This window comes from Nocardiopsis sp. NPDC006198, assembly GCF_040613895.1.
Classification (GTDB): Bacteria; Actinomycetota; Actinomycetes; order Streptosporangiales; family Streptosporangiaceae; genus Nocardiopsis; species Nocardiopsis tropica.
Genome location: NZ_JBEXSY010000037.1, coordinates 1 through 22,136, shown reverse-complemented (window position 1 = coordinate 22,136; position 22,136 = coordinate 1). Strand labels below are relative to the sequence as shown.

The window sequence follows — 22,136 nt, the reverse complement described above, 5'->3', positions numbered from 1 at the left end:
GTGCATCACACCTGACGCAGTGCCGGAATGAACCGCACGGCATCAGAGGGCAGGAAGGAGTACGGATCGTAGGGGTCGCCCGCGCTCGCCTCGAGGTTGATGTCGTGACCTGCCCGTGCTTGCCCGGCGAGTTCCTCGAACAGTTCGACCATGGCCAGGTCCTGCAGCGCGAGGCCGGTCGAGTCGTAGACGGTCCGAACCTTCTTGAGGCTGGCGTACCTCCCCGGGTCCTGCAGCAGGTTCGGCAGGGGCGGTCCTATCTCGGCCAGGTCGAGCTGCTGGCATTCGCCCTCGGCCAGCGCCTGTTCGGTCTTGTCCGGGCAGACGACCGAGTCGCGCAGCAGCGATTGGGGAAGCTCAGTCTTGCCCGGCATGTCCGAGCCCACGGCGTTGATGTGAGCGAACGGCTTCATTGCGGTTCCGTCGATGACGGGGCCTTGCCCCGGCATGACCGACGTCATCGTGCACAGGATGTCGGCCTGCCGCTCCACCTCCGCGAGCGGAGCCGCCCGGATCACACCGCTCGGGAACCTGGCCCTTGCGGCGAAACTGGCCTCGGCGTGCGGGAGCGGGTCGTGGACCAGGACCTCGGCGAGGGGGAAGGCCCGTGCCAACGCGTGCAACTGGGTCACGGCCTGGACCCCGCAGCCGACAAGCCCGAGAACGCTGCTGTCCGAGTGGGCCAGAATCCGGCTGGCCACCACCGAAGCGGCGCCCGTTCTGACCGCGGTGGCGAACGTGCCATCCATGATCGTCCGGAGATGACCCGATTCGTAATCAAATGCGTATAATGTGGACATAATTGTCGGTAGCTGGAACTTTGTCGGGTTGTGCGGGTTGTAACCGACCAGCTTGACTGACACCGTCGTCCCGTGCCGCACGGCCGGCATCCATTCCAGGAGCCCGAGCTGGGGCCAGGTCAGGGTGAAACCGTCCCGTTCCTTCATCTCGACGTGCGAGGGCGTCTCGGTGGCGAGCACTGTGGTGAGCCGCTCGATGGCCAGGTCATAGAGCGTTTCCAGGCCGACATCCGCGACGATGGCCGCGACCGCGTCGACATCGAGCACTCGGGTGGGCACTGACTTCACCAGCCCTTCTCCCTTCCTGGATGGGTAATAGGATCAGCGAAATCAGGCGCATGTCCCGGGTTCACTCCGGATCCTGAACTGCCTACCCGGGCGACGTCACGGACACTGCTCCCGTCCCCCTGGCAACACTTCATTGCAAAATCATTGTCTCATAATGGTCCTGTTTTCACCAAGAAAAATCGACGGTTAAGTCCAGTGAGATGGCGTATGGGGGTCTGATCCCTCGTTGTCCCAGTTAAGGCCGTTATCGCCTGCAGGGTGAGCTCGTCGGTCACCTCCTGCTCGGCTGCGGCGACGGTCTGGGATTGGGCCAGGACGTCGAGTCCGCGGTAGCGGCGCCCTTCGGCCCATTCGGCGGGTTGTTCGGCCAGGACAGCGCCAACGAGGCGGATGATCGAGGGCCGGTCGGAGAAGATCCCGACGACGTCGGTGCGGCGGCGGATCTCGCGGTTGAGGCGCTCGTTGGGGTTGTTCGACCAGATCTGGCGCCAGATCTCCTTGGGGAACGCGGTGAAGGCGAGGATGTCGGCGCGAGCTTGTTCGAGGTGGTCGGCGACCGTGGGGAGCTTCTCGGTCAGCGTGTCGACTACGCGGTCGAACTGGGCGTGCACTGACTCGGTGTCGGGCTGGTCGTAGATCAAGTGCAGCAGCGCTTTGGCCCATCCCCACAAGTTCTTCGGTGTCGCCGACATGAGGTTGGCGGCGTAGTGCGTGCGGCAGCGTTGCCAGGCCGCGCCGGGCAGGGGCGCCTCGATCGCGGCGGTGAGGCCGCGGTGGGAGTCAGAGTTGACCAGTTTGACCCCGGACAGGCCGCGAGCGGTGAAGTCGCGGAAGAACGCAAGCCAACCGGCGCTGTCCTCGCTGGTGGTGACGTGGATGCCGAGGATCTTGCGGTGCCGGCAACCGTTGCGCCGGTTGACCCACTCGGGCGAGGCGACACCGTACTCGGCACCGCAGACCGCGTCGGCTCGGCCGATAACAGCGTGTTGACGAAGACCTGACGGTCATCGTTGATGTCCTTCTTCGAGTCGGTTGTGAGAGATCACTCGAAGGATCACCCGATGGCCGTCACCCACTTCAGCAGCGACACGCTCACCGAGATCCGTGCACCACTCTGCCGGACGTCGCTAAATCGGACGTTTCCGGCGTTGGTTCAGGTGAGTCGCCGCCGGGTCAGCTCAGCCAGGCGTGTCGTGGCCGGAGACACGATCTTGGACCAGTGCCGCGTCGGCGGCGTGGCTGTGCCAGGAGTCCCAGAGGCGCGCGTAGGCGCCTCCCGCGGCGACGAGTTCGTCGTGGCTGCCTTGTTCGGTGATCCGCCCGTCGTCCATGACGACCACGGTGTCCGCGTCGTGCGCCGTGTGGAGCCGGTGGGCGATGGCGATGACGGTGCGGCCCTTGAGTACGGCAGCGAGTGAACGTTCCAGTTGCCGGGCGGCGCCGGGGTCCATGAGTGAGGTGGCCTCGTCGAGTACCAGGGTGTGCGGGTTTGCGAGGACCAGTCGGGCGAGCGCGAGTTGCTGCGCACGGCCGGGGGAGATCGGAACACCACCCGAGCCCACCACGGTGACGAGGCCGTCGGGGAGGTCGCGGACCCAGGTCATGGCGTTCACGGCGTCCAGGGCGGTGGTCGCGGCTTCGGTGGTGATGTCGTCCTTGGCCAGTGTGACGTTGTCGAGGATGGTTCCGGTGAACACGTAGTGTTCCTGGGTCACCAGGGCGACGTGGCGTCGAAGTTGGTCAAGTGGCAGGTCGTGCAGTGCGGTCCCGCCCACGTCGACCGAGCCGCTTCGGGGTACGTGGATCCCGGCGAGGATCTTGCCGAACGTCGACTTGCCCGCACCCGACGGGCCGACGATCGCGACCCGTTCACCCGGCCTGACGCGCAGACTGACGTTCTGGAGGACGTCGTGACCCTGCCGGTAGGCGAAGCTGACGTCGGTCGCGACGATGGTGTTGTCGTCCGTGCGGGGTCCGTCGGTGAGCCCGGACGGGGTGACAGCGTCGTGCACGCCGATCAGCCGTGCCAGCGAGGCGTCCCCGACCTGTAGTTCGTCGAGCCAGGTCACCAGTTCGTCGAGCGGATCGATGATGGCCCTGCTGTATAGGACGGCCGTGACGACTTGGCCAAGCGACAACCAGCCGTTGAGGTAGCACAGTCCGCCGAACAGGACGCTCAGGGCGACCGGCAGGATGTAGCCGAAGTCCATCAGCGAGTACCACACACTGCGTAGGAACAGCGTGCTGCGCTCAGCGGCGTTCGACCGGGTCACGTCGGTGTCGGTACGGCGGATCCGGCGGTCGGCGAGGCCCAGCGCCTCCACGGTCCGGACGGAGGTCACGGTTTCGATCAGGCCCTGGGTCAGTGCTGAATTGCTGGCCGCCACGGACAGATAGGCGGGCCGAGACCGGCGCAGATACCAGCGGGTCGCGCACACGACCACCGGCGCGGCGATCAGGCAAGGCAGGATCATGAGCGGGCTCGTGATCAGGATCGCACCCAGGGTGAGTACCACCGACAGGCTCGCTACGAGGATCGTGGGGGCCGCAATCCGCACAGCGTGGGACAGTAACTGGACGTCGTTGGTGCTGCGGCTGAGCAGGTCTCCGGTACCGGCCTTCTCGGTGGCGGACAGCGGAAGGGACAGCACCTTGGTGATGAACTCCTCCCTGATGCGTGCGAGCACCTTCTCGCCCAGTTGCGCGCCAAGGAAGCGGGCGTGTCGGATCAGCAAGCCCTGCAGCAGGAGCAAGCAGATGATCACCACCACGGTGAGATCCAGGCGGGTGGTCGTCGCGGAAGCCCGGCTGACCGCGTCCACCACGCTTCCCACCAGGGCGGGCACCGCCAGGCCGCAGGCGGTGGCCAGGACGAACCAGAAGGTGATGCGGGCCACCAGGGCTTTCTCGCTGCGGATCAGCCCTCGGACGTAACGGCGGACCGTCACGGCGTCGGCCACGGGCAGGCTCATGTCACGTCCCTCGTCACGGTCTCGGCGTATCCCGGAGTGCCGGCCAACAACTGCGAGTGTGTCCCGGTGGCGACCACCCTGCCGTTGTCGACGTAGGCGACGTCATCGGCACGGTCGAGCACCAGCGGGCTGGTGCTCATGACCACGGTGGTCCGCCCCGCACGTATCCGGCGAATGCCCTCGGCGATGACCGCCTCGGTGTTGGCGTCCACGGCGCTGGTCGGTTCGACCAGGACGAGAATCTCCGGCTCGGCGGCGAGTGCCCTGGCCAGGCGCAGCCGCTGCTGCTCGCCGCCGGAGAATGCCGTACCTCGCTCGGTGACCATGGTGCGCAGACCGTCCGGAAGCGCGCTCAGGATGTCCTGGGCGTGAGCGGCGCGCAACACCTCGGTCAGCTCATGGTCCGGCAGGCCATCGAACTCATCGCGCAGCATGCCGGTGAACAGAGTCTGGCTGTCGTCCACGACCAGGATCAGCTGCCGTACCTGCTCGACGGGCAGCACCTCCAGGGGTGTCTCGCCCAGCGTCACCGCCTCGCCGGTGTACCGGCCGAGGCGGGCGGCCAGTTCGGCAGCCTCCTCCGGCGAACGCGAGACGACGGCGGTCAGCCTGCCGTGGTGGACCGTCAGTCCGGACATCCGGTCGTGCAGGGTCAGGTCCTCGGAAAGCGGGACCCGTTCGGTGCCCGCGGTGGGGTCCGGTTCGAGCGCCAGCAGCTGCACCACGTGCCGCGCCGCGACGTTGGCGCCGACCAACACCTGCAGGTCCGCGGTGACGATCCGCATCGGGATCTGCAGGAAGGCCGCGTACCCGTAGGCCGCCACCAGATCACCACCGGTGATCGCACCGTCGACGGCCAGTCGCCCGCCGATCCAGACCACCGCAACGACCAGAATGCCCGGCAGGACCACCTGCGCGGCGGGCAGCAGCGATTCCAATCTGGCGACCCGCACGCCCGCACGGCGGACACGCTGGGAATCGAACCGGTACCGCTGGCTGAACATCTCCTCACCGCCGATCCCGCGCAGCACACGCAGACCCGCGACGATGTCATTGGCCCGCACGGTGAGTGTCCCCTGCAGATCCCGGTAGTGCCCCACCCGCCGGTGCAGCGGGCTCAACAGCGGGCCGGTGAAGATCAACAGCGCCGGTGCGCCGATCAGTACCACCAGTCCCAGCGGAACCGAAGTGGACAGCAGCACCACCGCCACCATGAGGATCGTCACCGCGCTGCCTATACCCCCCGCCATGGCACGGGGCAACGCGCCGATCCGGGAGACGTCAGCCGTGCCAACCGCCGCCACCTCGCCGACCGCCACCCGGTCGGACAGTCGCGCACCCAGCCGCGTCGCCTGCCTGGCCACGAGCCGGACCACCAGGTAATTGGCTTCGAGCTTGCCGATGGTCTCGCACCGGTGCCGCAGCAGACTGCCCAAGGTGGCGAGCAGACCCAAACCGACAATGACGCCTGCCCACCCCAGCACACCCTGGGTGTTCAGGCTGGATATCGCATCGATACCGTAACCAAGGGCCAACGGGGTAAGGCCAAGACTGGCCATCCACACGCATCCCCAGAAGATACCGAGCCCGACGAGCTTCGTCTGCATGCGCATCAACCACAACAGAAAACCCGAAGACGATCGGACATTTACATCTCCGACAGCGGGCAACGGGCGGCTTGACACCGACGCTAGGCCACCTGAATCCATCGATGCATCCTTGTGTCAGATTACCGGAAATACTCGTCGTATAAAAACTAGTTCTTCGGCATGCCCTGGCTTGACGGACAGTATGGTCTGCACCCACGGCTCGACTTTTGCCACCAACGCTAATACCGGGCCCCATGACCGCAGAGCCAGGATGGCTTTTACTTTCCGCGAGACAACGTAACACAGCGGCAGTCCCGCGTTCCAGCGCACGGGAAGACGGCCACGGCGATGCGCTGGGACTCCAGGTAGAAGTGCCCGCCGGGATAGCGGCGCGCTCGGAACGGCCCGGTGGACCCACCGCTCCAGCCACGCGCAGTCCGACCGCAAGGTGCGCAGGAGCACCAACCGGAACTGCTCGTCGGCCAGCACCCCGTCCGGTACGCCGCCCAGCGTTGTCAACCACGTCGCGAGCGCCTCGTCGGGGAGTTGCGTCCGTGACGTCCTCGACGGTGAACTCCGGCGGTTCTCCCACGCGATTCTCGTGGCTGGGCAGGCGGACGGCCGCGACGTCGATCCAGTCCGGAAGGTCGGCTCGCCAACTGCGAAATGCCGAGGCGGCGCCACCCGCATGGGGTAGAAAGTACACTGTAAGAGCCCCGGCGGCCCTCGGCGCCGACCGAAGAATCCATTTCGAGGAGCCGGGGTCTGACGACTCGGCGGAAGTCGGTGGGACCATGTGCCCAGCTCACCCGCAAACCGCGGGTCGGCGGTCGCTCGGCACGGTACCGACCCGAACCGCCGGACTTATCGGCGGCGCCATCATGATTTGTGAACGACCCCGGCACCTCGACCGGGCAAATGCTGTCGGCGTGCGGGAACGGCAGCGTCTCGGGCGCGGGCATACCTGTATTATGCGGGCCGCGATCAGGCCATGGACAACGCAAGGTGTCACGGATAGGCTCGGGCCGTGCGTAAAAAGCAGAGGGGAGTCGAACTCCAGGTGAATACGGAAATCAGCCAATGACCCCGACCGCGCTGCGGCCCCGGCTCACGACCTCGGTCGCCGATGTCCCCGCACGGGCCACGGTGCCGCTGACGCAACGGGCGCGGCGCGCGCTCGCCGCTATCTCCGGCGACCGACCACTGGAGGAGCTCGTTGTCCTGGCCGCGGCCGTCGCCTGGACCGTGGGCTTGGCGGAGTACACGGACGAGGTCAGCCTGGCCGTCGTTGGTCCGACCGGACCGGTGGCCGTGGCAGTGGAACTCGACGACGCGACGACACCGGCGCAGTTGGTCGTCCGGCTGGACGGCGCGCTGCGCGCCGCCGCCGGCGGTGGCGGTAGGGTCCGCACCGACCTCGCCGGTGCGTTGCTGGTCGGTTCCCGGCGGGTCGGCGAGGGCGCGGGCGCCGTCGCGGCGCTGCGGGTGACGCTGGGCGCGCCGGACAACGAACGGCGGGAGCTCGTGGCCGACGCCCCCGCCAACCTGGCCGAACCGTGGTTCCTCCACGTCCTGCTCCACTCGGTGACCGCCGTTCTCACAACGTTCGAACAACCCCGGCGGCCGCTTGCGGAGGCGGCCCCAGGCACGCCGGAGGACCTGGCGGCCGCGCGTGGGCACGGTCACGGCCGCTACACGTCGCAGGCGTGCGACACCACGCTGACCGCGCCCATCGCGGCGGTCGCGGCGGCCGATCCCGACCGCCAAGCCGTCGTGGCAGGCCACCGGTCTCTGACCTACGGCAGGCTGTGGGAGGCTGCGGGGGGCATCGCGGCGCGGTTGGTGGCGCTCGGCGTGGAGCCGGGCGGGCTGGTCGGCGTCCACACCGGCAAGAGCATCCACGCGCTCCCGGCGATCCTCGGCGTCCTGCGGGCGCGCGCCGCGTACGTGCCGCTGGACCCACACGCCCCGGTCGCACGGACCGCCGCCATCCTGGCGGACGCGGGTGTCGACGTCGTGCTGTCCGACCGGGATCTCGGCGCAGGCATGGCCGCCGCGCGGCCCGGGTTGGTCGTCATCGACCCGGCGGACGACAGCTCGGCTCCGCGGGCAGCGGTCCCGCCGTCAGGGCCCAAGGCCGACGACATCGCCTACGTCCTGTACACCTCTGGATCCACCGACACGGCCAAGGGCGTCGTGGTACGGCACCGCGCCGTTGCTGGCTATGTGCGATGGAAGATCGCGCACAACGGGTTGGACGGCGAGGTCACGCTGCTGCAGATCCCGTCACATGCCTCCAATAGCTCGATATCCGACCTGTTCCCTGTCCTCTCGGTCGGCGGCCGACTGGTCCTTGCCGACCTGGCCGGGACCACGCCTGCCGAGCTCGCCGACCTGGTGGCCAGCCATCGCGTCAGCCAGTTCACCGTCCTGCCCAGCGTGTATCGATCGCTGCTGGACGATATGGGGCCGGTCGCGAACTTGCTGCGGCTGGTCACCGTGGCCGGTGAGCCGATGTCGGCCGGTCTGGTCGCGCGGCACCGGGCGGTGCTGCCCGGCGTGCGCCTGGTCAACGAGTACGGCCCCGCGGAGAACTCCGTGGGCGCGACCGTGTTCGACCATCACGACGCCGATCGCAGCCCCGGGTTCCCGATCGGCTCGCCGCTGCCCAACACCGTCGTGCGCGTGGTCACCGCGACCGGGCAGGAGCTGCCGCCCGGCTTCGTCGGCGCGATCCGACTGTCCGGGCACGGCCTTGCCGACGGGTATCTCGGCAGGCCCGACCTTACCGCCGCAACGTTCGCGGCCGAACCGTCGGTGCCGTTCGACCGTGAGTACGACACCGGCGACCTGGGGTGGTGGCGACCGGACGGGGTGCTGGAGTTCGCAGGCCGGGTGGCGGCCGACGTTCATGGGGCGTTGCCGAGCGGGACAGTTGACCGGCGAGCGCTGGCTTCCGCCGACCACGACGGCGGCGATCCGGTCGAGGTGGCCGTCACCGAGGTGTTCCGCGAAGCCCTTGGCGGCCGCCCGGTGGCGGTGGACGACGACTTCTTCCTTCTTGGCGGGCACAGCCTGCTCGCCCTGTCGGTGCTTGAGGAGATCGAGGACCGGCTAGGTGCAGTGATCGGCGTGGACGACTTCTTCGCCACCGCTACGGTCCGTGCCGTCGCCGAACAGGTGCTCGCGGCGCGAGGGAAGTCAGTGGCGTCGACGCGCGACGCCCCGCCGGTCGCGGCGGCCCAAGACCCCGACGCGCTGGCGCGGATGCTCGACGAGTTCCAGAGCGCCGGGGACTCCGACGAAGTGTCGTAGCCACTCACGGACGTCATGCCCCGTAGTCCTCCAGTACGCCCCTGCGTCGCACATCCAGTGAGACGCAGTGGAATCCGCCGCTGAGACGGCGCGAGTGGCGCAACCGCAACGGGGCGACGTCAATGCCGTTCCGTTCAAGTTCGGCGATCAACGGTCGGTGGTTTGCGTCGACGATCGCGAGGCCGGGGTTGACCATGACGAGGTTCATGCCGATCGCGGTCGACGCCCGCAGCCAAGGCGCATCCGGATCGTTGTCCGGCAGAGGCGGGCACCAAATGATGTTCCACTTCTTGAAGGGCTGCGGCAGCTGATCGGGCCGTACCCGCGCGGAGTTGAGCACCATGCGGCCGGGGCCGATCAGGGCGACGGTCGTGTCGATGTGGGTGCCGCCGTACACGCCCTCGAGTGGGTGCACGGTGTACTCGTCGCCGAGCACGCGCTGTAGCCATTCGGCCCCGAGCCGGTTGCCGCTGGACGACACCAGGTACAGCAGGTCGCGGCCGGCGCGCAGCACATTGGCCGCATCGAACAGCGGCTCCAATTCGCCTAGGATCCGCCCGTCCGGGGGACGCAGCCGGTACGTCCCGTCGGCCAGCCGAGGCTTGGGGGCTGAGATCCAGTTGGCTCCGGACGTGAAGTACTCGAGCAGCAGTTCTTTGTAGGCGAACGGCTCTAAGTAGCGCGTTCGCAGTACCATGGGGACTTCGATGATCGTGTCGCCGACCGTCAGGAGTACGTCGCGTGGGCACAGGTTGGACTCGCCGTCGGCCGTCCAGTCGGGGGTGCCGAATCGGGCCGCGTGGTCGGTGGGAGACGGTCGGCGGACCATGACGCCGTTGGCGGTCAGGAAGTCGGCGAAGATCTGGAGATCCTCCGCGGTCTCCTCGATGACTCGGGCGTCGTAGGGGCCGCTGGGCACCTCGTCCGGGCTGTCGTATATGTCGGCGTAATCGACGGCGAACAGGCCGGGGTCGGCCCCCGGGATTCTGGCGTTGTCGGCGATGCCGACAATCATCTCCTCCAGCGGGTCCCACTCGTTGTGCAGAGAAACCATCGACACGACAGACTTTTCCCTTCGGGGTAGTGGCGATCGGGCCGGTCCTAGCTCAACCACTCGGTGGCGGCTGCCACGGCGGCCGCCACACGGGGCGGTTTGAGCATTGTGCGGTGGTCGCCGGGCACGATCCGGACCGTCAGCAGATCGCCCAGGAGCGGCACGAGCGGGTCGGCCCGGCCGTGCCCGTCCGACTCCGACGCCAGGAACAGGGTCGGCACGCCGGCCGATTCGGGCACGTAGTTGTCGAGGGCATGCAGGTTGGCGGCCAGCACGCGGGCGCCGCGGTCGAGGCCGGCCGCGGTGCTCGCGGCGTCGGCCAGGCCGTTGCGGCGGGCCCACTCCAGCAGGTGCTCCGCGGGGGCGCGGCCGTCGGCTAGTTCCTTCGGGTCCAGGCCCTCGGCCGCCAGTCGCTGCTCGTCGTGCGCCTCGTCGTGCCGCGCGGCCGACCACGCCGCGAGCAGCATGTAGCGGCTCTTGACGACGGCCTGGTCGGCCGCGCACTCGGGGTGTCCCTCGTCGCCGAACAGGGTGTCGATTACGATGATCCGGTGCCCATCCGCCGCAGGAGCTCGGCGCCCCATCTCGTAGGCGATCGCGCCGCCCATGGACCACCCCACCAGCACGACCGGGCCCACGACGCCGCTGTCGGTGAGCCGTTTCCAGTACAGGTCGGCCATGTCGTGGACCGAACGAAGCGGCGCGTCGTCGTCGTACAGCCCGACCGGTTCGAGCCCGTAGACCGGCCGATCGTCACCGAGCCCCCGGACCAGGTCGACCAACGGCATGACCCCGGCGTCGGCCGAGTGGACCAGGATCAGCGGCGGACGGGTGCCGTGTCGGCGCAGCACGCGCACGCCCGTGGGGCTGCTATTCCCGGTCACGACGGCATCGGCGAGTTCGGCGACGGTCGGGAACTGGAACAGCGTGTCGGCGGGCATGTCCGCCCCGAAAGCCTCGCGGATGCGCGCTATGACCCGCATCGCCGCCATGGACTCTCCGCCGACGGCAAAGAAGTCGTCGTGCACGCCCACCGTCCGCCCGAGGACGTCGGTCCAGATGCGGGCGATCATGTGCTCGACGTCGTCGCGCGGCTGCGCCGGCCGGTCGGCCGGGGGCGGGGCCGCCGCCTGAGCCGGGGGCAAGGCCGAGATGTCGAGTTTTCCGTTCGGGTTCAACGGAAGCGCGGCCAACGCAACCATGGCCGAGGGCACCATGTGGCGCGGAAGCCGTGCGGCAAGGCGAGTTCTCAGGTCCGAGGGCACCGACCCCCCGTCGCCCACCGCGATGTAGGCCACCAGCTGCCTGTCCCCGTCGCCGGTCGGCCGCGCGACGACGGCCGCCGCGGCGACCGCCTGGTGCGCGGTCAGTGCAGCCTCAATTTCGGCGGGCTCGACCCGCGAGCCGTGGATCTTCACTTGGCGGTCGACGCGACCTAGATACTCGAACTGGCCATCGTCTCGGAACCGGGCCAGGTCGCCGGTGCGGTACATCCGCCCGCCGGGGTGGAACGGGTCCGGCACGAACCGCTCCCGGGTCAGGTCGTCGCGGTTCACATAGCCGCGGGCGACGGCCGGACCGGCGAGGAACAGCTCTCCCCGGGCGCCCGCCGGGACCGGGTTGCCCCGACGGTCCAGGATGTGGCAACGCATGCCCGGCAACGGGTCACCGAGACCGCGCCGATGCTCGCCAGGCGAGATCAGCGCCCACGTGGCGTCGACGGTGCATTCGGTGACGCCGTAGATGTTGAACACGCGCGCGGTCGGCCGGGCGGCGTGGATGCGTTCCGGCAGCGCGGCAGACAACGGCTCGCCGCCGATGAGCACCAGAGCCAGCTTGGCGGGCAACGGGCCGTGGTCGAGCAGCCGGGCGAGCAGGCTCGGTGCGATCTGGATCAGGGTGATGGCCTCGGGATCGGGCAACGAGGCGCGGTCGAACACGGATTCGACCATGTGGACGGTGCCGCCGAAGAACATGGTCGCGAAGTACTCCAGGATCGTCGCGTCGAACCCGATCGGCGTGCAGCCCAACACCGCGGCCAGGTCACCGGGCCGCAACACCGTGCGGTAGAACTCCATCAGGCCGACGACGCTCCCGTGCTCGACGGCGACGGCCTTGGGCTGTCCGGTCGATCCGGACGTGTAGAGCACGTAGGCCAGGTTCCCGGGGCCAGCGGCCGGTGGGAGCGCCGTGGCAGGGCACCCGGCCAGCGCGAGCGCTTCCGCAGGTTCGTCCAGGCAGACTGCGGACCCGGGCAAGCTGCCGAGCAGCGCCAACCCGACCTGGTCGGTGACAACGATCCGGGCGCCGGAGTCCGTCGCCTGAAATCGCAGCCGTTCGGCAGGCAGTGTCGGATCCAGCGGCACGTAGGCTCCGCCGGAACGCAGGATGCCCAGCATCACCCACAGCACCCGGTGATCGCGCGGCAGGCACAGCGCCACCCGGGTGTCCGGCCGCACGCCGAGCGCGCGCAGCCGCCAGGCCAGCCGGTTCGCCCGCTCGTCCAGTTCCCGATAGGTGACCCGGTGGCCTGCATGGGTCACCGCGACGGCGTCGGGGTGTTCGCGGATACCGCGATCGGCGAAGTCGTGCAGGCAGTCGGCTGTCGGCGGCAGCGGCGGTCGGGCCGGTGTGGCGAGCGCGGCGCGCTCGGCCGCGTCCGGAACGAGGACCGCGCTGACGGGGGCCGTCGCGTCCCTCGTCACCGCCTCGATGATTCGCCCGAGGTGGCCAAGCATGCGTTCGCCGGTGACCCGGGCGAACAGGTCGGTGGCGTAGGTGAGCGTGACCCGCGCCGAACCGTTCGGCATGGCCTCGACCGCGAGGTCGAGGTCGAAGGCCGCGGTGGCCACCTCGGTGGGCCACGGCACCCCCGTGGCCCCGCCGAGCTCGAACGTGCTCTGGTCGTCGGGGTGGTAGGCGAAGAACGCCTGGAACAGGGGGTTGCGATCCCGAACCCCGGCGGCGCCGAAGGCTCGCACCACGGTCTCCAGGGGGACCGACGCGTGCTCACGCGCCGCAAGCACCGCGCCGCGGGTCTGCTCCAGCACGCTGTCGAACGAGGGGTCGCCGGCCAGATCCGACCGCAGGACGACCGTGTTCACGAACATCCCGACCAACTCCGACGCCGATCCACTCCGGCCGGCCTCGGGAAAGCCGATCAGGATGTCGTCCTGCCCGCTGTACTGCCCCAGCAGCACTGCGTAGACCGCCGCGAAGGCCATGAACGGGCTCGCGCCGTGCTGCCTAGCAATCTCCAGCAGGCGTCGGACGGAGCCGGCCGGGATCGTTGCCGAGACCGTGCCGCCACGCAGCGTCTGCGTGGCCGGGCGCTCAAAGTCCAGGGGTATGTCGAGCTCGGCCGGTGCGCCAGACAGGGCGGCCAGCCAGTGCTCGAGGTCGGCGTCCAGCCGGCCTCGTCGCGCCGGGTCCGCGAGCCATGCGGTGTGGTCGGCGTACTGAAGCTGGGGTTGCGGCAGTGCCGTCGGCCGCCCGGCGAGCTGGGCGTCATAACAGGAGGACAGCTCGGCCAGTACGATCGCCAGCGACCGGGCGTCGGTCACGATGTGCTGCATGGTGACGACGACCAGGTGATCGTCCGCGGCCGCGGTGATCACGAGCCCGCGAACCGGTGGCTCCGTCGCCAGCTCGAACGGTCGTCGGACCTCCTCCGCGACGAGCCGGTTGTAGGTCCCGTCATGGGCCGCGTCGGCCGACGGCCGGGCCACCGCCCTGAAGTCGGGCCCTGCCTCCGCAAGTAGCGCGACCGGCTCCCCGTCGATCTCCAGGAAGCGCGAGCGCAGCACCTCGTGGCGTTGGCAGACATCGGTGAGCGCGCGCCGCAGCGCCTCGCTGTCGATCGCGGCGCGGAAGCGGAAGACGGCAGGCACGTTGTAGACCGCGCTGTGTGGGGCGAAGCGGTGCAGAAGCCAGAGCCGCCGCTGCGCCGGGGACAGCGCCAGCTGTCGCCGGGTCGCCGGATCTCTCAGCGCGCGTCGTAGGAATCGGTCCCGTTCCGGTGCGGGCAGTGCGGCGACTCGTTCGAAGATGGCCCTGGCCATCGGCTACGCCTCCAGCCTGAATCCGGAGAACAGCGTTGGCGCGGGTTCCAGCGCCGCACCGTCACCGTCGGCCTCGACGCCGTCGGTGATCGCGACCATCGCCGCCACGGTGCGGTCCGCGATCCGATCGACGGTGTCCTGGTCATAGCGCGTGGCGTCGTAGAGCAGGGCGAGCCGCATGCCCGCGGCGTGCCGCACGAACTGGAAGGACAACTCGAAGACGGCGCTGCGCACCGGAAGCGAACTCCCGTGCAACGCGATGCCGCCCGGACCGGCCGACGGGGCGTCCACAGGCGGGAACACGGCGACCCAGACGTCGAACAGTGGCGTGCGGCCGGGTGGGCGCGGCGGGTTCACAGCCGCCACGATTTCGTCGAACGACACATCGCAGTGGTCGACCGCCTCGGCGGCCGCAGCCGACACGGCCGCCATGAGCGCGTCCGGGTGGTTCGCCACCGGGACCCGCACCCGGACCGGGACCGTCGTGACCAGGCATCCGACCACGCCCTCGGTGCCGGTGCGCGCGCGCCGGTCGACGGCCGTTCCGACGCAGACATCGCGCAGCCCAGCCAGGTTCGTGAGGGTCCGCACCACGGCGGCGGCGGCGGGCACGAACAACGATGGGTGCCCGGCCTTGGCCAGCGCCAGCACGGCCGCGGCGGGCACGTCCCGCGTGACCAGCGCGGAGGCGGAACCGACCGGTCCCTCGCGCGGGGCCGCGACCGGCAGGGGAAGGGTCGGGGGCGGGGGCGTGAGGCGGTCCAGCCAGTAGTCTAGAGCGGCTTTCCGCGCGGATTCGGTGACGCGCGCGGGCGCTGCCGGCGCCGCGACCGCGTCGGGGATCGGGGCGTCGGGGTAATCGCGCGCCGTGGCGCCGTAAGCATCGACGATGTCGCGCGCCAGGATCTCCAGGCTCCGCCCGTCGCACACGAGGTGGTCCGCGACGATCAGCACCTGCCAGCTCGGCCCGGACCCGAGCAGCAGCCGAATCCGCAGCAGCGGCCCGACGGCGGGGTCGAACGCCACGGCGGCCAGTCGCTCGATGTCGTGTTCCGGCGAGCGGAGCACGTCGAAGAAGCCGCGCGGTTCGACCATGTCCACCCGGGGCTCGCCGTCAACCTCGCGGATCACGCAGCACAGCGCCGGGTGCTGCCGTACCGCCACCGCCACCGCGCGTGCGAAGCCGTCAGGATCCACGTCTCCGTGCCCGTCGAGGAGGCAGGACACGCTGTAGGCGTCCGAGAGCAGCCCGGTGCGTTGCCGCTCCAGCCACAACCAGCGCCCTTCGTGGCCAAGCCCGCCCACGACCGCGCCCGCCGACGCGGGTGGGGCAGCTGCCGCCGTGCCGCGGCCGGGCAGGCCCAGCCGTGCCGCCAGCGCTTGCGGCGTCGGACAATCCAGGATGTCCACCACCCCGACCCGCAGCCCGGACTCCGCCTCGATGGCCACCGCCAGTTCCAACGCGGCGAGGCTGTGCCCGCCGGCCATGTAGAAATCCGTGTCCGGTCGAATGGAGTCGAGGTTGAGGACCTTTGCGAACAGCCGGCACAGGGCCGCCGTGGTAACGGGCTCGGCGTTCATCTCGCGCACCACACTCTCTCCGATTCGATCTCGTCGGGGTTTGACGCCGACGCGAGCTGCATGACCAGCCGACGGTCGATCTTGCCGTTGCCGTTGCCGGTGAGCGGTAACCGGTCGACGAAGACGAAGCAGTTGGGGATCGCGGCGGTCGGCAGTCGGGCGGCGAGAAACGCGCGCAGCTGGGCCAAAACGGGCGGCCGGGCCGTCGCCACCGCCGCCACCAGAAGGCCGTCCGCGCCTGTGCCGAGCATGGTGACGGCCGCGACGTCGACCCCGGGGCAGGCCATGAGCGCGGCCTCGATCTCGGCGGCCTCGATCCGGACCCCGCGAACCTTCAGTTGCTCCAGGTCCACGCGTCCGCGGAAGGTCAGGACGCCGGATTCGCTCACCGCCAGATCGCCGGTCCGGTACCAGCGCCCGGACCGGCCGGGCACCGCGACGAATCGCGCGGCGGTCAGTTCCGGATCACCTAGGTAGCCCAGCGCCAGCCCGCGCCCCCCGACGAAAATCTCGCCCTCCGTGCCCGCCCGCACCGGCCGCAGGTCGGCGCCCAGCAGCACGATGCGCACCCCGTGGATCGCTCGCCCGATCGGCGGAATCGCGCCAGCCGTGACGTCGACGACGGTGTGCGCCGTGGTCACGACCGTGGTCACGGTTGGACCGTAGTGATTCACCAGACGCCACGGACCGGTGACTGGCGCGGGCAGCCGCAACGTGTCACCGCCGGTGAGCAGGAATCGCAACTCGGGCAGACCGGGGGCCAGCCGGATCACCTCCTCCGCCAGCGGCGTGGCCAGGAAGGCGATGGTGCAGCGCTGGTCGGCGAGTTGCTCGGCAGCGAAGTCCGCGACCACGCGGTCCTCGTCGGGGCACGCGACGACGGTGGCCGCGGCCGCCAGGTACGGCCAGATCTCCCACACCGCGGCGTCGAAGTCCAGACTCGCCGTGTGCAACGTTCGATCGTCCGGCCCGATCGAGTACGCACGGTTGTGCCAGATTCGGCCGCCGGGTCGACGTCCGCCTCCGGCAGCCGGAGCTCCTCGGTAAACAGTGTGATCAGCCGGCTGCGCGCCAACTCGACCGAGCCCGCCTAGGCGGCTTCCGCTTCCAAGGACTCCATACATGTTCCTTCCTGCCGGTGACGGTTCATCGGCCGCTGCCCGCCGGTGCGGAGTTCGTGAGCACAGGCCGTCGGACCAGATGTACCGGGTGCGTCCCCACTCGGCGGCCGAAGCGACGTCCGGGAAGAAACCCCGGTCGTTCAGATTCGCGCTGGTGTTGCGCAAGATCGGAATGCCGCCGAAGTGCTCGTAGACGGCGAGGATGCGCCGCGCCGAGGCCGAACCGCTGCGTTCGTCGATGGTCTGCAGCCGGGCGGTGCCGTCGAGGTGGACCACGGCGGGCACGCGGTCCCGCCACTCGGGCCGAACCCGGTGCTCGAACAGCATGTAGCGATCATCACATCCCGGGGTGACGACCTCGGCGGCGCGACTGGACAGGCTCAGTGGAGCCACCGGCCGGTAGGGCGCGCGATCCTTGATCTCGTGGAGTCGGTCCTTCATGCTCGCGCTCGTCGCCGGGGCCAGGATGCTGCGGTTCCCGAGCGCACGCGGACCGGTCTCGGCGCGACCGCGGTGTCCACCGGCTGGTCGTCGATCGCGGTGCTGCCTGCCGCCCCAGGTGTCCATCAGCCGTTGACCTCGAAACGGTCGACGTCGGCGAGCGCGATGCCCTCGGCCGAAAAGGATTCGTTCCACCTGCCGCAAATCGCCGAGGGGGCTGTACCGGCGACCGTTCGCCAGCTTCTCCATTTCGACGCTGAACGTCAGTCGGCCATCTTCGATCACAGCAACGCCGCCGTCGTGGGACGCCTTGACTCCGCATATTAACAAGCTCATCCAGTCTCTCGGCCATCGTCTGAGTCTGTGATTGAGATCGAACCGCCGACGTGCCACACACTAACATATAATCAACCGGTGACCGCGTGCTAAATAATCCAGTTTTCCTGGCTCAGTGCCATGATGGCGAGGAAATCATCGACGCACCTCCTGACGAATCAGGCCTGATAACACGGACGTTTCCGATATTGGACCGGGCTGCGGCCGGACGCACCGGCCGTCGTCACCGGTGATGCGACCCTGACTTATGCCGACCTCGACAGGTAGTCGGATTCCTTAGCCGACGCGCTGGCGGAACAGGGTGTTCAGCCCGGCCAGGTGGTCCCGGTCGTCATCGCACGTTCGCCGACGCTGATCGGCGTTTTGCTCGCACTGCTGAAGCTGGGCGCCGCCTACTCGGTCCTGGATCCGGCGATGGTCTTCTTCACCTCCGGAACCACCGGCGAGCCCAAGGCAGTGCCCTCACCGCACCAGGGCACCACACGCCTGACGATCGACTGCCCGTTCACCGTGCTGGGGCCGGGGGCGGTGATGCCACAGCTTTCGGCAGCGTTGTAGAACGCGTTCGCACTGGAATGGACTCGGCCGACGTCCGTGGCCCTGCGGAACCAGCACGGCGAGACGCGGAGTTACGCCGACCTGGACGGGTGGTCGGACGAGACTGCGGCCCTGCTGCGTTCGGCTGGCGTGCGTACAGGCGATCGGGTGGCCCTGATCATCGATCGGTCTGTGGTGAGTTACGCTCTCTGTTGGCAACCCTCCGTGCCGGTGCCCAGTACGTTCCGCTGGACCCACGGTGGCCGCTAGACCGGCTCGTCTCCCTGATCGAACAGCTCCGCATCCGGCACATCGGCTGCGACGGAAGTGCCCTCGAGGTCGCTCAAGCGGTGCAGTTGCGCAGCGAGCGGTCGATCGAGGTGGTGTGTGCCGAACCGCGCGCGACGATGGTTGGGTCAGCTGACAACGTCATTGACCTCTTCGAACAATTGGCACTGGAGGAGGACCCGCTTGTGGCCAACAGCTTCGTCGTCCGTGGCGGCGAGGACTCCAGCATGACGGACATGGACGACTACCACCGGACCGTCTGGGGTCTGCTGGAACTGCTGACAAACGATCGCGAGCTCCGACTGATCGACTTGGGATGCGGACCGGGGACTCTCGCCGCGAGGGTGGCCAACCTGGCCTCCTCGGTGGTTTGCGTCGATCCCTCATATGAGTGTGTCCGCCGCACCCGGGACCACTTTGCCGACCAAGGAATTGCGGCTGTCGGTGAGGTGACGAGCATCCTCGAGATAGTCCCAGAGCTGCTCAGGGATCGCACGGTGGCGCTCTTGGCCAGCGTGGCACAGTTCCTTCCTGACCTAGAGACCTTCGTCGAGACGGTGGGGCTGGCCAAAGGAATGACGGTCGGTGACGGCCCCCGCCACATCGTGCTGGCAGATCTGTTTCCGCCCGAGATGGCCAGCGGGTCACTCCTCGGTGTGCCACGCGCACTCGTGAGTTCTTTGGGGAGCTTGATTCCCGAGGTACAGAGCGTGGCCGTTCACGAGCAGACCACGCGACACCCACTCCTTCGCCAACGGTACAACGCGGTACCGCAGATGGGTCCGGCGACGTCAGAACCGCGACTGTTGGTGCACCCTCGGGTGGCGGGAAATGCGCCGGAGCCCTGGGGGGCTCAATGAGTGCATCCGACTACCGCTACCAGCAGCGACCTGTGGTGGATCCAGACTGGCGCCGTTTCCCTGCTTGGCGACACGTGACCGAGGCGGAATGGCGCGATGTGAAGTGGCAGCGTCGGAACTGCGTCAAGAGTCCGGCGGACCTGGAGGAGGTGACTGGTGGCAGGTTGGGCGAAACTTTCCTGGAGGACCTGGTTCGTGACCAACGCGACCACGCCACGATGTCGCTGCTGCTGCCGCCTCATGTGATCAACTCATTCGCTCCCGACGACCTGCCGGGCGCCGATGCCTGGCAGGTGGATCCACGACGGCGTTACATGCTGCCGATTGCCAGCGATCGGCTCACCGGGCCGTGGCGCTCGCACCCGATGGCGGAGCGAGACTCCCTGCACGAGGCAGAGATGTGGGTGGTTGAGGGCCTCACCCATCGGTACCCGACCAAGGTGTTGGCGGAGCTGACGAGCACCTGCCCGCAGTACTGCGGGCACTGCACGCGGATGGACCTCGTGGGTCAGTCCACCCCGCAGGTCGACAAGCGCCGGATGATCGTCCGCCCCGGTCAGCGATGGCAGGAGATGCTGTCCCACATCGCCGAGCACCCTCAGGTCCGTGATGTAGTGGTGTCGGGCGGTGACGTGGCCAACGTGCCGTGGCCGCGGCTCGAGTCGTTCGTCGCCGACTTGGTCAGGATCCCGCACGTGCGCGACATCCGGCTGGCCAGCAAGGCGGTTGTCGACATGCCCCAACACTGGCTCACCGACAAGGCCAGGCAGACCATGTCCCGCCTGGCTCAGGCCGCGCGTGAGCGTGACACGATGCTCGCGGTCCACACCCACGTCAACCATGGCAATGCCATGAGCCCCTTGGCTGCCGAAGCCGTGGCCGAGCTCTTGTCGCTGGGAGTCCGCGATGTGCGCAATCAAGGCGTGCTGATGGCGGGGGTGAATGACACCACCGAAGACGTGCTGGACCTCTGCTACGGCCTGCTCGACAACCTGCAGGTTATGCCCTACTACTTCTACCTGTGCGACATGATCCCGAACGCGGAGCACTGGCGAACCACGTTGTCGAGGGCCATCGAGATCCAAGAGGCCATCATGGGTCACCTGCCCGGATTTGCCACCCCTCGGTTGATCTGTGATGTGCCGTACGCAGGAAAGAAGTGGGTGCACCAGGTGAGCCTTTACGACGAGGAACGCGGGATTTCCTACTGGAAAACGTCCTTCGGGCCGACTGGCAGTGATCAGGATGAAACGGAGGCGTTTCCCTACTACGACCCGGTCCACCTGCTGCCGCCCAGCGGGCAGGCGTGGTGGCGTGCGGCAGCCGCCGGATCCGCACACGGCGGCGATCGCCATCGGCATCATTCCTGAGTTCGTGCAATGGGTGGAGACCACGGTGCACGTGGACGAAGCCCTGTTCGACGAAGAACGCGCCTACCTCAGCCGAGCGGTCACGGTACGCCGGAGGGAGTTCACCACGGCGCGCGCGTGTGTTCGCAGAGCCCTTGCGCCCTTCTGGCTGGACCGGCCGCCTATGGTCCCCGGCGTCGGAGGCGCCCCGCCATGGCCGGATTCCGTGGTCGGCTCAACGACGCACACGGACGGCTACTCGGCGGCAGCCGTGGCCTCCGTCGAGCGGGCTCGATCTATCGGAATCGATGCCGAGCCCGATGACGCCCTACCGGACGGGGTGTTGGAATTGATCACCGACCAGTGGGAACGCGATTACCACTGCTCCCTCGGTCGCGGATCGGCCGGAACGGCGTGGGACCGCCTGGTGTTTAGCGCCAAGGAGAGTGTGTCCAAGATCCAGGGTCAAGGCCCGTCCCGGGCTCCCCCGTACGCAGGTACACCACGTAAACTCGTCCCCGCGCCTGCGGGGTAGTCCCTGAGGGCCGGTGGGAGGCCGAACTCGCCCTGTCCCACCCCGGTCAGTTCACACCCGAAAAAGCCTTCACAGCTACCGGCCCTTGCCAGCAGCAGAGATAGGCCGGAGATTACCGCCCCTTTTCACTGCAACAAGGCCACTTCGGTGTGGCGCTTGCACACGTGGCCGCCGGTCTCCGTGACTTCCTTGACGGTCCTCCGTGAAGAGGACCCACGCTCATAGAGACCGCGTTCCTTCACCAGACGACCCCAGCGTTCCTTTCGACCGAAGCGTTCACCGATCTTCTTCCCGTCGGGCAGCTCTCCGTGCTCCTGTTCCCACTCTTCAGCCCACGCCCACGCTCGGGCCTGGAACGGTGAGTGGGGTTGAGGAACCTTCTTGTGCCCCGACGCATCCACAAGGTGCAGAGCGGCTCCCTGAGAAGGGTCCAACTCCCCCCTCGAATCCTGCTCATCGTCTGCGGACACACTGCGTACGGTGCGCGCGGCCGTGCGGAACTCCCTCATGAGCAACTCGTACGCACCGATCAGTGCGAACGAGGGCCAGGCATGGATGATCCGCGACCACATCGTGGGGTCGGCGACCGCCACGTTCGCCGCCAAGGAGGCGGCCGAGCCGGTGATCAACAAACCCCATGGCAGCAGACCGCCCTTGCGTCCGTAGCGGGCGTCGCTGAGCAGCGTCATGGAGGCGCCGACGATCATGCCGTCCACCGAGAGCGGGAACAGGGCTGCTCTCCACGGGGGTTCGCCGTGGCGTAGAGCGAGTTCGTACATGTGGGAGTAGGACACCACCGCGGCGATGCCCGCGAGCATCAGCACAGCAGCGATGGTCACTGCCCGTGACCAGCGGGAGGGCTCCATCACGATCACTTCTTTCCTGTGACCGAGAGACCTTCGCAGCGGCAGAAGCAACGGGGGTGGTCGAGGGCGGCTTCCAGCGCCGCGACGAGGCCGTTGTCCTTGAGGGTCATCGCGGCGATCTCGGCCCTGATCTCACCGCCGCC

13 protein-coding genes and 3 pseudogenes are annotated in these 22,136 nt (G+C 68.5%); 6 read left to right on the top strand and 10 right to left on the bottom strand.

Annotated features, from left to right (window positions below):
• Nucleotides 1–5: 5 nt before the first annotated feature.
• The 5 genes and pseudogenes from ABZ234_RS22460 to ABZ234_RS22440 all read right to left on the bottom strand — a co-directional run.
• Nucleotides 6–1,088, bottom strand: a complete 1,083-nt coding sequence (locus tag ABZ234_RS22460) for an ornithine cyclodeaminase family protein (protein ID WP_355013331.1) — start codon at nt 1,086–1,088, stop codon at nt 6–8.
• Nucleotides 1,089–1,387: 299 nt separating this feature from the next.
• Nucleotides 1,388–1,996, bottom strand: a pseudogene (locus ABZ234_RS22455) (transposase); the annotation flags it as partial.
• A 270-nt stretch (nt 1,997–2,266) separates the two neighbouring features.
• Complete coding sequence (locus ABZ234_RS22450; RefSeq protein WP_355013330.1) at nt 2,267–4,060, bottom strand: ABC transporter ATP-binding protein; 1,794 nt, start codon at nt 4,058–4,060, stop codon at nt 2,267–2,269.
• Complete coding sequence (locus ABZ234_RS22445) at nt 4,057–5,667, bottom strand: ABC transporter ATP-binding protein (protein ID WP_355013329.1); 1,611 nt, start codon at nt 5,665–5,667, stop codon at nt 4,057–4,059. Before ABZ234_RS22445 ends, ABZ234_RS22450 begins: the two co-directional genes overlap by 4 nt.
• Nucleotides 5,668–6,211: 544 nt before the next feature.
• Nucleotides 6,212–6,445, bottom strand: a pseudogene (locus tag ABZ234_RS22440) (thioesterase domain-containing protein); the annotation flags it as partial.
• 284 nt (nt 6,446–6,729) lie between these two features.
• Between ABZ234_RS22440 and ABZ234_RS22435 the strand changes: the two are divergent.
• A complete protein-coding gene (locus ABZ234_RS22435) occupies nt 6,730–8,964 on the top strand; it encodes a non-ribosomal peptide synthetase (protein WP_355013328.1) in 2,235 nt (744 codons plus the stop codon).
• Between the two features lie 13 nt (nt 8,965–8,977).
• Here ABZ234_RS22435 and ABZ234_RS22430 read toward each other — a convergent pair whose 3' ends face one another.
• The 4 genes from ABZ234_RS22430 to ABZ234_RS22415 are packed head-to-tail and all read right to left on the bottom strand — an operon-like array spanning nt 8,978 to nt 17,558.
• Nucleotides 8,978–10,024 (bottom strand): hypothetical protein, encoded by a 1,047-nt coding sequence (locus tag ABZ234_RS22430; protein ID WP_355013327.1) that lies wholly within the window; start codon nt 10,022–10,024, stop codon nt 8,978–8,980.
• Between the two features lie 41 nt (nt 10,025–10,065).
• Nucleotides 10,066–14,079: an amino acid adenylation domain-containing protein gene (locus ABZ234_RS22425; RefSeq protein WP_355013326.1), complete on the bottom strand. Its 4,014-nt coding sequence runs from the start codon at nt 14,077–14,079 to the stop codon at nt 10,066–10,068.
• Nucleotides 14,080–14,082: 3 nt separating this feature from the next.
• Entirely contained in the window at nt 14,083–15,660 is a 1,578-nt protein-coding gene (locus tag ABZ234_RS22420) for a condensation domain-containing protein (protein ID WP_355013352.1), read from the bottom strand.
• A complete protein-coding gene (locus tag ABZ234_RS22415) occupies nt 15,657–17,558 on the bottom strand; it encodes a carbamoyltransferase C-terminal domain-containing protein (RefSeq protein ID WP_355013325.1) in 1,902 nt (633 codons plus the stop codon). Before ABZ234_RS22415 ends, ABZ234_RS22420 begins: the two co-directional genes overlap by 4 nt.
• A gap of 282 nt (nt 17,559–17,840) precedes the next feature.
• On the opposite strand from ABZ234_RS22415, the pseudogene ABZ234_RS22410 reads away from it, so the two are divergent.
• From ABZ234_RS22410 to ABZ234_RS22390, 5 genes and pseudogenes are all read left to right on the top strand, one after another.
• Nucleotides 17,841–17,960 (top strand): annotated as a pseudogene (locus ABZ234_RS22410) (hypothetical protein); the annotation flags it as partial.
• Nucleotides 17,961–17,972: 12 nt separating this feature from the next.
• On the top strand, nt 17,973–18,116 hold the full coding sequence (locus ABZ234_RS22405; protein WP_355013351.1) for a hypothetical protein: 144 nt from the start codon (nt 17,973–17,975) through the stop codon (nt 18,114–18,116).
• Between the two features lie 191 nt (nt 18,117–18,307).
• On the top strand, nt 18,308–19,243 hold the full coding sequence (locus tag ABZ234_RS22400; RefSeq protein ID WP_355013324.1) for a methyltransferase domain-containing protein: 936 nt from the start codon (nt 18,308–18,310) through the stop codon (nt 19,241–19,243).
• A complete protein-coding gene (locus tag ABZ234_RS22395; protein ID WP_355013323.1) occupies nt 19,240–20,613 on the top strand; it encodes a lysine 2,3-aminomutase in 1,374 nt (457 codons plus the stop codon). The genes ABZ234_RS22400 and ABZ234_RS22395 overlap by 4 nt, the downstream gene beginning before the upstream one ends.
• On the top strand, nt 20,558–21,127 hold the full coding sequence (locus tag ABZ234_RS22390; RefSeq protein ID WP_355013322.1) for a 4'-phosphopantetheinyl transferase superfamily protein: 570 nt from the start codon (nt 20,558–20,560) through the stop codon (nt 21,125–21,127). Before ABZ234_RS22395 ends, ABZ234_RS22390 begins: the two co-directional genes overlap by 56 nt.
• 125 nt (nt 21,128–21,252) lie before the next feature.
• Here the strand turns inward: ABZ234_RS22390 and ABZ234_RS22385 are convergent, their stop codons facing one another.
• Nucleotides 21,253–21,993, bottom strand: coding sequence for a DUF2637 domain-containing protein (locus ABZ234_RS22385; protein WP_355013350.1), 741 nt, complete (start codon nt 21,991–21,993; stop codon nt 21,253–21,255).
• Nucleotides 21,994–22,136: the final 143 nt, after the last annotated feature.

What these genes read in the sequence shown, in the direction of transcription:
- ABZ234_RS22395 (WP_355013323.1), top strand. Translation starts at nt 19,240, where the DNA reads ATGAGTGCATCCGACTACCGCTACCAGCAGCGACCTGTGGTGGATCCA.
- ABZ234_RS22385 (WP_355013350.1), bottom strand. Translation starts at nt 21,993, where the DNA reads ATGGAGCCCTCCCGCTGGTCACGGGCAGTGACCATCGCTGCTGTGCTG.
- ABZ234_RS22450 (WP_355013330.1), bottom strand. Translation starts at nt 4,060, where the DNA reads ATGAGCCTGCCCGTGGCCGACGCCGTGACGGTCCGCCGTTACGTCCGA.
- ABZ234_RS22415 (WP_355013325.1), bottom strand. Translation starts at nt 17,558, where the DNA reads ATGAGCTTGTTAATATGCGGAGTCAAGGCGTCCCACGACGGCGGCGTT.
- ABZ234_RS22445 (WP_355013329.1), bottom strand. Translation starts at nt 5,667, where the DNA reads ATGCAGACGAAGCTCGTCGGGCTCGGTATCTTCTGGGGATGCGTGTGG.
- ABZ234_RS22425 (WP_355013326.1), bottom strand. Translation starts at nt 14,079, where the DNA reads ATGGCCAGGGCCATCTTCGAACGAGTCGCCGCACTGCCCGCACCGGAA.
- ABZ234_RS22435 (WP_355013328.1), top strand. Translation starts at nt 6,730, where the DNA reads ATGACCCCGACCGCGCTGCGGCCCCGGCTCACGACCTCGGTCGCCGAT.
- ABZ234_RS22420 (WP_355013352.1), bottom strand. Translation starts at nt 15,660, where the DNA reads ATGAACGCCGAGCCCGTTACCACGGCGGCCCTGTGCCGGCTGTTCGCA.
- ABZ234_RS22405 (WP_355013351.1), top strand. Translation starts at nt 17,973, where the DNA reads ATGGTCTTCTTCACCTCCGGAACCACCGGCGAGCCCAAGGCAGTGCCC.